Consider the following 13,415-nt stretch of genomic DNA (forward strand, 5'->3'; position numbering starts at 1 on the left):
CTGTAAGTCCGGTGATCAAGCTATATCAACTGCTCGCATTTTGGCAATTGGGGATTGGCTAAGGTTTTGCCGAGTAACAGACAGGCTCAGGGTACAAAGGTCTGCCCTGGGTGAATTTCTTGTAGCTTTCGTCACCCAACTGATAGGCAACCTGCATCCAGTTCATCATCGTCAGCGTGTGCTGCTTCGGCTTTGGCGGAGCAGGCTGACGCAGTCGCTTCAGCAACTCCAACTCGGCGGCGGCGAGATCATCGCTGAAGGTGAATTCGCTTGAAGGGCCGCAATGGACCTCATATTCGGAGCAGCCACGCTTTATGCTGACCGAGACGCTGGCGCCAAGCTCAGGTGTATCGAGTACTTTCTCAAGTACCTGCTGGTAAGCTTCGCGGGCATTCTGCAGTCCATCCAGATGGAACAGGACTCGGTAGGGACCGGCCTGGTAGCGTGCATTCAGGCTGGCGCCGGCCTTGTAGGCATAGGGTAGGTCATGCGCGATCTTCTGGGTCGCAATCAGCTGTTCCAAGTTGGCTGGGCGTATCTGGACCTTGAAGCAGTGGCGGCAGCCTACCGGGACGGCCGCTCGACCGTAGGCCTGACGGAACAGGAAGCCCAGGAGCTTCCCGCAGGGGAATGGTGTGCGGATGGGACCAACTACCCAGGTTTCATTCAATTGGACAGGACGCGACAGTTCCCAGGTGTCATCTTCATGCAGAACTACATCGCCTCTTTCGCGTGCGATCAGGAGATTTTGCCCAATAGTGGACTTACCCAATTTGAGGTTCAGAAAGTCCGTGCTGGTGGTGGTCAAGGTAACCCGCTCCGCATCGTTTGTTGGTGGACAGTTTCCTTGTCGTGGAGATTACGGTAAAGCGAAATGAGGAGTCTTTGGTTGTTTCACGAATGGGTGCGTTTCTTGGTGCAGGTTTTGCGCGGCGGTGAACGACGGAGTTCTGCACTCCTGATGCGACGGCGTCCACAAGGCTTGTTTCAGCCATACGGCACGACGCGAGAAGATCGCTACCCCGAGTTGTTCCAGTCAATTCGCCAGGTACTGGCAGACACTCCGCAAACGCGCCTCCTATCGTTCGGCTGCTCTACCGGCGAGGAAGTGTTCAGCCTGGCCCGCTATTTTCGACAGGCCCATATCCGTGGCGTGGATATCGATGCGGGCCGTATTAGCCGGTGCCGGGCGCGATGGCAGCGTGAGGGGCGAGAGCCCCGCCTGAGCTTCTTATGTGCAGGTGACGTTGCGCTGGAAACGACCGCCAGCTATGACCTGGTGATGGCGATGGCCGTCTTCCGCCATGGCGCGTTGGGCGAGAGCCCCACCGACTGTTCTGCCTGGATTCGCTTCGCTGACTTTGATCGCGTGCTTGGCGACCTGGCCAGGGTGCTCAAGCCGGGTGGTTTGCTGGTGATCCGCCACGCCAACTTCCGTCTCGGCGACACGGGCGCGGCGGGTCTGTTCGAGTGCCTGCACGGCGAGGCGGCGCAGGCTTCGCCGATCTATGGACGGGACGACCGCTTGCTGCCCGGCGTACCGGGGGACGACGGCATCTACCGCAAGCGACCAGCGCCCCTTGCCTCATCGAACATGACGCGCTAGCGCTTATCTGCAGTCTGGACCCGCGGGGATTGCTGCGGGCCTTCACTGGCGTTATGCCCGGCGTGTGCCGAAGTCATCTCGCAACACCTGCAAAATCCGTTGCCAGGCCTGACCGTCGCCAAATGGATTGCTCCAGGTAACGCTTGAATGACGCAGTTCATCTGCAGCATCGATCAAACTGTTTTGCGTCACCACGGGCGCCAGTCTGGAGCCCCCGCTGTCCAGGCTTTCCGGGCGCTCGGTATTGGCTCGCAGCACCAGGCAGCGGCGCTGCAGCACGCAGGCCTCCTCCTGCAGGCCGCCACTGTCGGTCAGTACCAGATCGGCGCCTTGTAGCAAGGCCAGCATGTCGATATAGCCAAGGGGATCTGTGGTCTTTACAGGCGACGAGCTGTCGATGATTTTCCAGTGCTCCCGGCCCAGCCGTGGGTGGACGGGGAAAATCACTGGCCTGTTGCGCGCTTCAGCCAAGCGCTGAACGGCTTCGATCAGTCTGGCGAAATGCGCGATGTCGTCGGTATTGGAAGGCCGGTGACAGGTCAGCAGCAGGTAGTCTTCGGCTTGCACCCCCAGCCTTTCCAGGATTCCCGAGCGTGCCCGGGAGCTGTGCACATAGCGCAGGGTGGCATCGATGCCGGTGTTGCCCGTGATATGCACATTGGCGCCGTGGATGCCCTCATTGGCCAGTAGCTCGACCTGCAATGCCGAGGGGCAGAACCAGAAGTCGGACATGTGGTCCAGCTGGATTCGATTGGTTTCTTCCGGCATAGATTTGTCGAAACTGCGTAAACCAGCCTCGACATGGGCAATCGGGATATCAGCCTGGCGCGCAGCGAGCCCTCCGGCCAACGAGCTGTTGGTGTCGCCCTGGACAATCACATAGTCCGGCCTAACGGCCTGCAGTACCGGTTCGATTCCCATGACCATGCGCGCCACTTGCGAGCCCGCGACATCAGACCCCACCCCTAGATTGAAATGCGCGAGAGGCAGCTCGAGTTCGTCGAAGAACAGCTTGTCCATGGCCGCGGCGTAGTGCTGGTTGGTGTGGATCAACGTATAGCGGATACCTTGCCGAATGCAGGCACTAATCAGCGAGGAAAGCTTGATGATTTCGGGGCGCGTGCCCAGTACAAAGGCTAGATGCATGAGTGGGAACGCCCTGCAAAATCGATAGTCGGCTCCGGCTCGGGCGGACAAATGAAGTCCTTGAGCGCGCCGTCGACCATCAGCACGTTACGGTCGGTATGGCGCAAAGCGGTGAGGCGATGGGTGATCAGCACCACGGCAAGCTCGGGCCTTGCGGCGCGCAGGGCTTGCAGAAAGCGGCTCTCGCTCAGTTGGTCCAGGGCTGCCGTGGCCTCGTCCAGAACCACCAGCACCTGGGCGTGGGCAACCGCGCGAGCAAGCCCGATGCGTTGCCGCTCGCCGCTCGATAGCTGTTGCTCGAAGGCCTCCACCGGAGTGTCCAGGCCTTGGGGAAGGCGGTTCAGCAGGGCGTCGACACCGGTGATGGCCAGTGCGTCGTTGAGCGTCTGCTCTGCACCGGAACCCAGAAAGGCCACGTTGTCGCGCAGCGTGCCTGGAATCAGCGTGGTGCCGGAGGAGGCGTAACCGATGGCCCGGTGCTCCGCTGGCAGGTCGAGCCATTGCAGCGTGCCCTGGTTTGGCTGCAGCTCACCAATCAGAACATCCACCAATGTCGATTTGCCCACGCCCGACTCGCCGACCAGACCCAGCCACTCCCCTTGGCCGATGCTCAGGTTCAGGTTGTGGATCACTGCCTGGCTGGCCTGGGGGTACCGGTACTCCAGTGCCTCGCACAGCAGCACTGGCTGGAGTGGGGTGCGAGCAGGTGCCATGTGCTGCTGGACGGCCTCCGGGGCTGTTCGGGAGGGCGAGTCGGGCGAGGTCAACTCCTCAAAATACGGGCGGGACAAGCGCAGCGTCTGCAGGCTGAACAGCACCCGCCGAAAACCTGGCAGCAAACGCAAGCCCACGGCTGAAAACAAGGCCATTGCATGCAGGTCCGTTTGCCCGCTTCCCTTGCTGGCTACCAGTACGCACAGCACCAGCATCATCAGGAAAAACAGCTCCATGACGGGGGACTGGACCTCCATCAGCGTGCGTTCCCGGGCCGTGGCTTTGGCGAAGCGTTTGGCCACTGGGTAATAGCGCTCCAGTACCGCCTGCACGCGGCCATACAGGTGTATCTCGCGCAGGCAGGCAATGCTGTCTGTGACCCAGCGCTGCATCAGCACCTGGCTTTCGCCCCTGCGCGTTTCCCTGATGTCGTTGAGCACCACAGACAAGGCGCCGCCAGCGCCGGCGGCCAGCAGCAACGCACCGAGCAGCATCGCCGTCGCCAGGGGCTCCAGAGCCAACAACACACAGAGCAGCAGAGCGACCACCAATACTTCGGTGAGCAGCTCCAGGCTGGGCAGGAGGGTGCCTATGACGATTCTGGGCGCCATGTAGTTGACAACCACATTGCTGCCCTGCGCGGTTGTGTTTGAGAGCTGGGCAACGGGGCGGTCCAGTTCGTGCTGGAAAATGCTCAACGAGATCATCAGTGTCCAGGCGTCGATCAGCCGGCTGCGCGCGGCAGACAGCAGCGGCGCCAGCACGCCCTTGCCCAGCACCAGGGCCACCACCAGCAGGGGCAGCGCGGATACGCCGCTACCGGCGAACGCTGACCACTGCATTTCGAGCTGCGCATACCAACCGGAGGAGGTACGCACCGTCGGTAGCAGCGAGCCCAACAGGATCGCCACCAGCAGCGCACAGAGCGTATCGATGGCGGCCTTGCCCAGCAGCAGCGCCAGCATCGACACAATGCTGGACGTGCTGGCGCCACAGCGTCTGACGAAGGCCAGTGCCCGCGGTGGAAGGTCGAACAGTGCAAAGGGTTTCACAAGTTTCATGGGCCTACGGCGATCAAGGATTTGGGCAAGCCCAGGATTCGTTCGCGGATGATACGGGCAGTGGGAAACAAAACCTGCATCTGCCGACGGGTCAGCAGGCGGACGCTATCGACGAGAAACTCGGCCTGTTCGTGGTTCGCGGCGCGTTGCCAGTGCCCCAGTGCCACTTGGCGTACCAGTCCGACCCTGAGGCGACGCGGCAGCCAGTGAAAAAAAGGCGTCATGCAGTGCGGTTCGAGTGGAAACCAGAAATCCGGTGTCTGGATAAAGTAGCGTTCGGCGACGCGCACAAGCTCCCGGGCAAAACGTTCGACACGCTCCGGACTGCCCACATGCTCGATCACGGAGTTGGAATGCACGATATGGAAGGCACCGTTCTCGAACTGGCTCAGGTCACAGCCATCAGCGCACAGTGCACTGAAGGGGGACAGGGGGGGCTGATGTACGGGCTGAGTGTTGAGCAGCGTGATGGATACACGGCGTGAGGCCAGGTAGGTCGCCGGCAAAATTTTCCAGTATTTTTGTGTCCCTCCCACATCCAGCAAATTGACATGGCCATGCCGGGCGTATGCCTGCTCGATCATGTCCCGCAGTGGCCCGATACGCCGGCTGCGCAGCCGCGTAGCGAGCGCGCGCGGGTTGTCGTAGTTGGTCAAATAGCGCGCCAGCCTTTTCATCCAACCGGTAGGCCGCGATCGCTGCATGGCCTGCTGGTAGAAGGTCACCAGCTCGGCGGCTTTGCGCTGCCAGGTGAAGCCTTGGCGAACGGCCTCTACCACACTGGCCGGTACTTGGCTTTGTGCGCATTGTGCGGCACACGCGCCCAGGGCCGGGATGTCGCCCAGGGCGAACACGCCGTTCCAGCCGACGGCGTCGGTGATGGCACGGCACCCCTCGATATCCGAGCAGACAATGGGCACACCGGCCAGCAACGCCTCGAGGATGACCGTCGGCATGCCTTCGCGTTCGGAAGCCAGCACCATTGTCTTGCAGCTGGCCATCATCTGTTGGGTAACGGCATCGTCCTGCCAGCCATGAAAGCGCACCCGCGAGGACAGACCCCACTGTGCCGTCAGGGCTTCCAGGCGTGGGCGGTCACTGCCCTGACCGACGATGTGCAGAATGGCCTGGGCCAGGGGGGGCGTCTTCAGCGCAGCAATCACATCGTCGAGGCGTTTGACCGGATCTAGACGCCCGATGGACAGCAAGGCGGGCGCCCCCTCCAGCGGCACCGAACTGGCGACGGCAGGTTGACGGTGATCATCAATACAGTTGGGAATGATCAGGATCCGCGTGGGCTGCAAGCCGCGCCGGTCAAGGTCGGCCTCCCAGCCCTTGTGCAGCAGCACCACGGCGCTGGCGGCGCGCACCATCAGGCGCTCGACGGTGCAGTCCCACAGGCGCTTGAGCAGTCGTCGCCACCTGGAGCCCGTGTCGTAGTAACAGTGCGGGGTGTACACCAGGGGCCGGCCACGGACGACGGCCAGCAGTGCGGCGAATGCGGCAATTGGGGTCCGGGCGCCATGCACATGCACGAGGTCATGCTCGGCCATGGCGGACCAGAGGCTTCGATGCCCCCCCTGGCGTACGTCGAGCCCGTCGCCGGCCACATTGACCTGCGGGGCAAGGATGGTGATGCGGGTGCTGTCATCGGCCTGTATGGCCGTGGCCAGCCCCTGGATATGACGGGCCACGCCACTGGACAGGGGGTCGAACTCCTTGCTGACATGCAGTACCCGTATCTTCATGCCACGGACTCCAGCGTTGCCGGCTGCTGGAGCTGTTGCAGCAAGCCGGCGAGCCCGCTGGTTTGCCTGGCAAAGTGGCTGCGCAACCATTGGGCCTGGGCCTGTCCGGTGGCCTGGCGAAAGGCCGGGTCATCGCGCAGACGCTGATAGAGGCCGGCCACTTGCTTGGCTGTCGCGGCCTGTAAAGGCGCCGCCATTGCCTGGCGTACCGCCCGGTTTCCAGGCAAGGCCAACTGCAACGCCACCACCCAATGCCCGGCCAGCGCCGCCTCCAGCATGGCGGTGGAGCAGTAGCCCACCACCAGCTGCGGTATGGCGGCCCGGGGTTGTAGCTCCGGGTGCGGTGGACGGCGAGTGGCGCATGCGGCCGCACCGCTGTAGGGCTGGTCTTCCTGAGGGTGCAGCAGAATGCGTGTATCCGGGGCGATTTGCAGCAGCGCGTGGGCAAAGGTCGCCAGGGTTTCGCCAATGCCCTCGCCCAGTATCCGGGCATGGGTCTGCGAGAGCAGGGCAATGCCCTCAGGGGCACGCGCAGCCTGCTCCGGCTGCTGACCCCGGCCCAATGCGTCCTCTACCAGTTGCGTGCTCGGGGTGCCATTGGCCTCGAACACCTGACGGCTGGCGTTTCCCCATACCAAGTAGCAGTCGGCCCGGGTCGGGAAGAACTCATCCGTGGCAATGCCGTGTTGCACGCAGATGCTGGGCAGCCCCTGGCCAATCGCGGCGCGGCTCATTAGATCGAAATCGTTGTGCAACAGCACGACGCCTCGGCTGCCTGTCAGGGTCCGCCGCAGGCTGGCGGTCCAGAGCGCGCGGCGGGCCAGGCAACTGGCGAGCAGCAGCGGCTGCTGTTGCCTCAGCGTGGCGATGAACACGTACAAGGCCGAGCGCCACGCCTGCAGGCCTGGTCGCGCGGGGCGGATGCAGGTCAGACCTGGGGAGATATCATCGATGGCCAGGCGCGGGTGCAACAGCACCAGCGGCGCATAGCCCGCCGCTGCCAGGGCGGGCAGTGCCCGCTCCAGGGTGCTCCAGCCACTCACGCCAGCCAGGGTGGTCAACAAGATGGCTTGCTTGTGCCCTTGCACGTTGAGGCCAGGGTTCTTGTGCCTGAGCAATAGCCAGGAATCACGCAGCAGGGCCCCCAGGGCGCGGACTCCGGCCGCGACCTGGCTTCTTCCTGCGTGTAGATAGAACAGCTCATGGCGAACATCTGCCGCATCCGGGCCGAACTGCTGGCGTATGTATTCGACGTGCTCCGAGAAAGATTCTCGTAGCCAGGCGGATGACTTCATGGGGTAAGATCCGATTTCTCTTATGCCAGCCACGCTACAGCTAGGCAGTTGAGTTGCCAACCACCATCAGCCGCTTGTCTAGTGCATAGGATGCACGCCCCGTTATGGCCATATCCCATTCTCAATGTACCGCCAGCGCTTCCGGGCAGAACGCCGATGACTTCCATGGAGATCATGTCGAACTGCTGCAGGCAACCTTGTGGTTGATGGGTTTTGAGCAGCCGTTCAGCGCTCCCGCCGTGCCCGCCCTTTGCCAGTTCATCCGTCACCATGGGGTGGCGGGCCTGATGCAGCCCGACAGGGTAAAAAGCCAAGCCCCCGTTTGCTTGGCAGCGCTGAATGCCGAACGCCAGCGCATTGCCATTCGGGCCCTGGCACTGGGGGCCGGGCTCAAGCGCCTGGTCACGGGATTTGCCGCGCGAGGTCTGCAGCCGTTGGCGCTCAAAGGGCCGGCGCTGGCCGTGCAGGCCTACGGCAATCTCGGCGCACGGGGTGGTGTGGACCTGGATGTACTGCTGCCGACGGAACAGTGGCCCGAGGCCCTGGCCGTATTGCAGGACATGGGCTATCACGTGGCTCCTGGCCAACAGTGGCCCCTGCCCGATGCCACCCATGAACTGGTGCTCGCTCACGGGCAGCTGCCGCGGATCGAGCTGCACCGCCGCCTTCTGCGTCACCAGCATTTGCTCCACGCCCCGCAGCGAATGACCCAGGTGCTCGACCTGCAAGGTACCGAGGTGACCTGCCTGGCGCCGGCCTATGCGCTGCCGTATTTGATTGCCCACGCCAACCAGCACTGCTTCCGCCGCTTGATCTGGCTGATGGATATACACGCGCTGTTGCAGTGCCCCGACCTGGACCTTGAGCTGCTCGCCAGCCAGGTAAAGCGCAGCGGCACCTGCGCGATGCTGGATACCTGCCTCAGCCTGCTGACCCTGCTGTTCGGCCTGCAGGTTCCGGCGCCTCTGCAGCAGGTGCGCCGACCTTGCCGGGCAAGTCGGGAGATGGTCGAGCTGGCACTGGATGCGCTGCGCAGGTCTCTTAGCGATGACCAGGTGGCGATGGGCCAAGGTCTGTTCAAACGCGTGAGCCTGGACATTGCCTTGCAGGACACGCTGGCGGCCCGTTGGCAGGCGCTGGTGGGCTGGCTGAGCCCCACGGCAAAGGACCTCCAGTGGCTGGCACTGCCGCGCGGGCTGAGCTTTCTCTATCCGTTCGTGCGCCTTTTGCGGCTGGCGCTGCGCCAGCGGGGGCACGAAGTTTGACTCTTGCCATTCCGCTCTCTCGTTTATTGGTTCGTGGCCTGGGCGTTGCCGCCAGTGCCTTGTCGGCAGGTTGGGTCGTCGAGTCCGGGGTTCCCTGGCCTGGCACCTGGGGCCTGGCATTGGCGGCCGCGCTGCAGTTCATGGGGCTGGACTGGGCACTGATACGTCCCCGCCATCGCCTGGCCGAACGCCTGGCTACCGGGATCGGGCAACTGCTTCTGGGATTGGGCGTGCTGGCCTGTCTGGCGGGGCTGTTCGGCTATTCGTTATCGGTGTCGTGGTCGCTGGGCTGGCTGCTGTTGGCCAGTGTCACGCTTGCCCTGCTCGAGGTGGGCAATGATCGGGTCGCAGCCTGGCGTCCCGGCGTGCCCAGGGTCGTGCTGGCGGGCGCTTGTCCACATGTCAGTCAGTTCACGGAACAGCTTGGGCAGTCCGCCGTTCGCTTGTCGCATGAAGAGGCCCTGGGCCTGCTGACGCAGCAGCCAAGCCGGCAGCTGTCAGAACAGGTGGTGATTTTCGATACCTGCCTGCACGCAACGCCGCCCCAGCATCTGGAAGGCGGGTGCCCCACGCTGCCCATACAGGATGTGCATGCTTTTTCGCCTGGAGCTGCGGCGGCCAAGCGCTTGTTCGATCTACTCGTCGCGGCCGTACTGCTCTGCGGCTGTGCGCCGCTGCTGGTGGTCATCGGGCTGATCGTTCGCCTGCAGGACGGCGGGCCGGCGCTGTTTCGTCAGCAGCGCCTGGGTTTGCAGGGCTCGATCATTACCGTGCTGAAGTTTCGCAGCATGCGGGTGGCCGCTGGTAGTGACCTGCTGGCGCCCCAGGCGCGCCTCGATGACCCGCGTGTCACGCCGCTCGGCAAGTGGATGCGTTACTGGGGCATTGATGAGCTACCACAGCTGATCAACGTGTTGCGCGGTGATATGTCCCTGGTCGGCCCACGGCCCCATGCGGTCGCTCATGACCTGCATTATGGCGCCAAGGTCTGTGGTTACACCGCGCGGCAAGCCGCCAGGCCCGGTATCACCGGGCTTGCCCAGATCCGTGGTCGGCGTGGGGAAACCCGCGCCGTATCCGATATGGCCTCACGGGTGCGCGATGACCTCGAATACATTGCGCGCCAGTCGCTGTGGCTGGACCTGTTTATTCTGCTGGCCACACCGATGGCGCTGTTGCGCAGCGGCCATGGGCGCTGTGAGCCTGAGCGTGTAGCGGTCTCGGCCCCCTCTAGAGACGAGCAAGCCGCCACGCCATCCGCGGATAGCCGTTACGCAGACTCAGAGGCCGAATCTGTTTGAGGATGTGAGCTCGGATGTCGTTCGCCTGCGGTGGTAGTGGCGCGACGGTAGGTGTCGCCGGTGCGTTGAGCCGCGCATACACGCGCAGATTGCCTTCGTAGATTCCGTGGGCTTCCCGGCGCCAGTGCTGGGCATGAAACCCATTGGCGCTCAACAATGCCTCAAGGGTTTGCGCCGAGAAATAGCTGCGGTGCGAAACATGCACCTGCAACAGGCCAAGCTCGGGCCAGTCAGCCTCGATATCCGGGACCTCGATCACCAGCCAGCCCTGCGGATCCATCAGCTTGGCTATCCGAGCCAGTGCTTTGCCCGGCTCCTGAAGATGCTCCAAGACATGGAACAATGTCACCAGCCGAGGTGCGAAAGGCAGTTGCGTGTGTTCGTCGAGCTCTTCAGGGCGAACGTGTTCGCCCAAGCCCAGCACCTGTACCGCATGATCGCGCTGAGGGCCGCCTGGCTCCAGGCCCATATAGTGTTCATAGTTTTGGGCGCGACAGGCATCCAGGAAAAACCCCAGGCCGGCACCGATATCCAGCACCGATTGGCATTGACCTACAACGGCGCTGATCTCGCTAAAGCGATAGCCTGCGAGCAGCCGATAGTTCCACATCGCTTTGCTGGCTGGTGGTTGTCGCATGAGGCGGGGGTATAGCTGGCTGTAGAAGCGTGCCTGGGTGTCGCCCTTCAGGCCACGCGCCAGATAAACCAGGCTGCAATGGCGGCAGGTCGACAGATTGACTCGCAGAAAATAACGGTCATATCGCCAGATAAGCTGTGGATCGTTTTGCCCGCAGCCAGGGCAGGGAAGCTCGACCAGATGTCGATTGATCTGGCGAAGCTGATTGAGCAGAGAAAATGCCATCTATGCCTGTTCCCGCATTGAATCGAAGGAGTCCGTAAAAGAGGCAGCACTCTAGCAGTCCGCAAGACGATGGTAACGACCTGTCTCTATTCATTGGCCGTTCCAAACACGGTCAGCGCATTGCAGCAGCCTGGTCGCTGTGTCAAATTCTCGCACTTTGCCCCGTGACTAGCAGACCACCTTCACGTTTGTGCAGGCAGGCCCATCAGGTTGGAATGATGCATACAACGCCTACAGCAAGACCTATTGGGCCTTACGATGAAATTTCGCTGGCGGAGCTGGCGCTGCGAGCCCTGCAGTTCTATCAGCGGTTTGGCCGCTTGCTGCTGCTCTTGGCGCTGCTGGCGGCGTGTACTGTGGCTGCCTGGGTAGCCAGTCGCCCGCTGTATAGCGTGTCCGCGCTGCTCGAAGTGCCGAAGGTAACGCTTGAAGAATGGCGGCAGGCGCAGTCGTTTCTCTGGGACAAACGCTGGGTCGATCACGCCTTCGGCGACGACCGGCAAGAAGTCGGCCCTGGACACCTGCAGTTGCGCAACCGCGCGCTCAATCCCCAGTACTGGATCCAGAGCGTGCGCTATCGCTCCTCCCTCAATCGGGACGACGCCCGGGATATTCCTGTCGCGCAAATCCAGAGCAGCACGGGGCTTGGCTTGGAGTTCGCCCTGCGGGTGTCCGACGAGGAACAGGCCAACCTGACCATCAATACCCTTGCCCGGCAAGTACGCGAAGCCTTTCTGGCCAATAGCCTGATCGACTTGGTGAGGACCAGCCAGGCGGCCCTCGATCATCGTCCGCAACTCAAGCTGGATGTGCTCAAGGCCGAGTTCGAGATTGAACAGAACCGCCAGCGCATCGCCGACATGCGCCAGTTGCTGGAGCGCTACCCTGATCTGCGCCATCTGGAAACCAGCACCCTGTTTTCGGTCAGCGATGGTGGTGGCAAATACCTGTCGCCCTTGCCGCAGATCGTGGCTCTGGAAAGCACGGTTTCCGAACTGCAGGCCAAGGCGCGAGCGGCCCAGCGTGAACTTGACAAGCTCGACTGGACCGAGCGCCTGCTGGCTGGCATGGACGAAACGATCCGCAACGCAACCTCGGGACAGGTCATTCTCGACAAGCTCAAGAGCAACCGCGAAAAGCTGCTTGCCAACGCGGCACAACTGGACGCCAGCGCTCGGGAAGCAGCCGAGGACATCAACCTCAAACTCACCCAGGCCGAGTCCCGGCAGCAAGCCATCGGTATCAAGACACGCTCGGCGATTTCCACGGCGCCGGTACCGCTGCGCAACCCGTTGATAATGGGCGTCGCGGCCTTCGTGCTGGTGTTCGTGGCGTTGTCCATTGTGCTTGCGCTGTACGTGGCGCTGCATAAAGGGCGCGATGTGCTGCTGTGGCTGCCACGCCCGATCCGCAGCAGGCTGATTGTGGAGCCAAGGCCGTGATGCGCCTGTTGGTGACCGGCGGCGCCGGTATGTTGGGGCGCCGTGTCGTTCGGCAGTGGCGTGCTGCCGGCGGTGAAGTGGCGGTGCTGGATAATCTCTCCAGCGGCCTTGCGATGCCGCCCGAGGCCAGTTGGACGGTCCAGGGTGATCTTCGCGATGCCCAGGGACTGGCCGAGTTGCTGGCATCCTGGCGCCCCGATGCCATCCTGCATCTGGCGGCGGTGCACCACATTCCCACCTGCGAGTATCAGCGCGCCCATTGCCTGGACGTCAACGTGGTGGGTACCGAAAGGCTGCTGGCTGCGGCTGAGGCGGCGCAGGTAGACCGCGTGGTGATTGCCTCGAGCGGCGCGGTCTACGCTTGGCAGGAAGGGCCGCTGTCGGAGCTGTCCAGCCCCTTGGCAGCCTGTGACAACTATGCATTGTCCAAGCACTGCAACGAGCAGCAATTGCAGTTCTGGAGCGGACGCGGCGGGCGAATCGGTCGGGTGGCGCGGATTTTCAACGCGGTGGGCCATGATGACCCTAACGCCCATCTGATCCCCGATGTGCTCAAGCAATTGCGCCAATCGAGCGATGGCTGCATACGCCTGGGCAACCTGACGCCCCGGCGCGACTACCTGCATGCCGATGACATCGCCCGCGGCCTGATCGCCATGCTGCACGACCCGCGTACAGATGTGCCATTCGACGTGTTCAATCTGTGTTCCGGGGTGGAGCACTCCGTGGAACAACTGGTGCAGCAACTCGGAGACATCGTCGGCGTGCAGGTCAAGGTAGAAGTTGACCCGGCCCGGCAACGGCGGGTCGACCGCCCCAGTCAGTTGGGCGATCCCCGCCGTACCCTGCAGTTACTGGGCTGGCAGCCCCGCCTGGCGTTTGCCGAGGCCCTGCGCCTGGTCGTGTTTCCGGACCAGGTGCGGTAAGCGTGGGTCCGACGCGACCACGCTCGTCCGTTTCTCCAGAGCGACAGGG

At 62.9% G+C, this 13,415-nt stretch carries 11 protein-coding genes; 5 read left to right on the forward strand and 6 right to left on the reverse strand.

Annotated elements, in window-relative coordinates; all coding sequences use genetic code 11:
• Positions 1-58: 58 nt before the first annotated feature.
• On the reverse strand, positions 59-808 hold the full coding sequence (locus POS17_RS03960) for a hypothetical protein (protein ID WP_060837454.1): 750 nt from the start codon (positions 806-808) through the stop codon (positions 59-61).
• Positions 809-889: 81 nt separating this feature from the next.
• Between POS17_RS03960 and POS17_RS03965 the strand changes: the two genes are divergently transcribed.
• Positions 890-1,606, forward strand: coding sequence for a class I SAM-dependent methyltransferase (locus POS17_RS03965; RefSeq protein ID WP_159426415.1), 717 nt, complete (start codon positions 890-892; stop codon positions 1,604-1,606).
• A 51-nt stretch (positions 1,607-1,657) separates the two neighbouring features.
• Here POS17_RS03965 and wecB read toward each other — a convergent pair whose 3' ends face one another.
• The 4 genes from wecB to POS17_RS03985 form a co-directional block, all read right to left on the reverse strand.
• Positions 1,658-2,752: a non-hydrolyzing UDP-N-acetylglucosamine 2-epimerase gene (gene wecB, locus POS17_RS03970; RefSeq protein ID WP_060837456.1), complete on the reverse strand. Its 1,095-nt coding sequence runs from the start codon at positions 2,750-2,752 to the stop codon at positions 1,658-1,660.
• Complete coding sequence (locus tag POS17_RS03975) at positions 2,743-4,431, reverse strand: ATP-binding cassette domain-containing protein (RefSeq protein WP_159426416.1); 1,689 nt, start codon at positions 4,429-4,431, stop codon at positions 2,743-2,745. The genes wecB and POS17_RS03975 overlap by 10 nt, the downstream gene beginning before the upstream one ends.
• Positions 4,432-4,523: 92 nt before the next feature.
• On the reverse strand, positions 4,524-6,275 hold the full coding sequence (locus tag POS17_RS03980) for a glycosyltransferase (protein ID WP_060837458.1): 1,752 nt from the start codon (positions 6,273-6,275) through the stop codon (positions 4,524-4,526).
• Positions 6,272-7,570, reverse strand: a complete 1,299-nt coding sequence (locus POS17_RS03985; RefSeq protein WP_129405364.1) for a hypothetical protein — start codon at positions 7,568-7,570, stop codon at positions 6,272-6,274. Before POS17_RS03985 ends, POS17_RS03980 begins: the two co-directional genes overlap by 4 nt.
• 104 nt (positions 7,571-7,674) lie before the next feature.
• Between POS17_RS03985 and POS17_RS03990 the strand changes: the two genes are divergently transcribed.
• Both POS17_RS03990 and POS17_RS30680 read left to right on the forward strand, forming a co-directional pair.
• The gene (locus POS17_RS03990; RefSeq protein WP_060837460.1) at positions 7,675-8,835 is read left to right on the forward strand and encodes a nucleotidyltransferase family protein; all 1,161 of its coding nucleotides are present in this window, start codon (positions 7,675-7,677) and stop codon (positions 8,833-8,835) included.
• The gene (locus POS17_RS30680; RefSeq protein WP_129405365.1) at positions 8,832-10,136 is read left to right on the forward strand and encodes a sugar transferase; all 1,305 of its coding nucleotides are present in this window, start codon (positions 8,832-8,834) and stop codon (positions 10,134-10,136) included. The genes POS17_RS03990 and POS17_RS30680 overlap by 4 nt, the downstream gene beginning before the upstream one ends.
• On the opposite strand, the gene POS17_RS30685 is transcribed toward POS17_RS30680, so the two are convergent.
• Positions 10,066-10,998, reverse strand: coding sequence for a class I SAM-dependent methyltransferase (locus POS17_RS30685; RefSeq protein ID WP_082729814.1), 933 nt, complete (start codon positions 10,996-10,998; stop codon positions 10,066-10,068). The two genes, POS17_RS30680 and POS17_RS30685, sit on opposite strands and share 71 nt — an antisense overlap.
• Before the next feature lie 356 nt (positions 10,999-11,354).
• Between POS17_RS30685 and POS17_RS04005 the strand changes: the two genes are divergently transcribed.
• Both POS17_RS04005 and POS17_RS04010 read left to right on the forward strand, forming a co-directional pair.
• Positions 11,355-12,440 (forward strand): hypothetical protein, encoded by a 1,086-nt coding sequence (locus POS17_RS04005; protein ID WP_129405366.1) that lies wholly within the window; start codon positions 11,355-11,357, stop codon positions 12,438-12,440.
• On the forward strand, positions 12,440-13,366 hold the full coding sequence (locus POS17_RS04010; protein WP_060837463.1) for an NAD-dependent epimerase/dehydratase family protein: 927 nt from the start codon (positions 12,440-12,442) through the stop codon (positions 13,364-13,366). The genes POS17_RS04005 and POS17_RS04010 overlap by 1 nt, the downstream gene beginning before the upstream one ends.
• The last annotated feature ends 49 nt before the right edge of the window (positions 13,367-13,415 follow it).

The organism is Pseudomonas sp. Os17 (assembly GCF_001547895.1).
Classification (GTDB): Bacteria; Pseudomonadota; Gammaproteobacteria; order Pseudomonadales; family Pseudomonadaceae; genus Aquipseudomonas.

Coding starts and splice junctions, on each gene's coding strand:
- POS17_RS04010 (WP_060837463.1), top strand. CDS start 12,440: ATGCGCCTGTTGGTGACCGGCGGCGCCGGTATGTTGGGGCGCCGTGTC.
- POS17_RS03985 (WP_129405364.1), bottom strand. CDS start 7,570: ATGAAGTCATCCGCCTGGCTACGAGAATCTTTCTCGGAGCACGTCGAA.
- wecB (WP_060837456.1), bottom strand. CDS start 2,752: ATGCATCTAGCCTTTGTACTGGGCACGCGCCCCGAAATCATCAAGCTT.
- POS17_RS03990 (WP_060837460.1), top strand. CDS start 7,675: ATGGCCATATCCCATTCTCAATGTACCGCCAGCGCTTCCGGGCAGAAC.
- POS17_RS03975 (WP_159426416.1), bottom strand. CDS start 4,431: ATGCTGGCGCTGCTGCTGGGCAAGGCCGCCATCGATACGCTCTGTGCG.
- POS17_RS30685 (WP_082729814.1), bottom strand. CDS start 10,998: ATGGCATTTTCTCTGCTCAATCAGCTTCGCCAGATCAATCGACATCTG.
- POS17_RS03980 (WP_060837458.1), bottom strand. CDS start 6,275: ATGAAGATACGGGTACTGCATGTCAGCAAGGAGTTCGACCCCCTGTCC.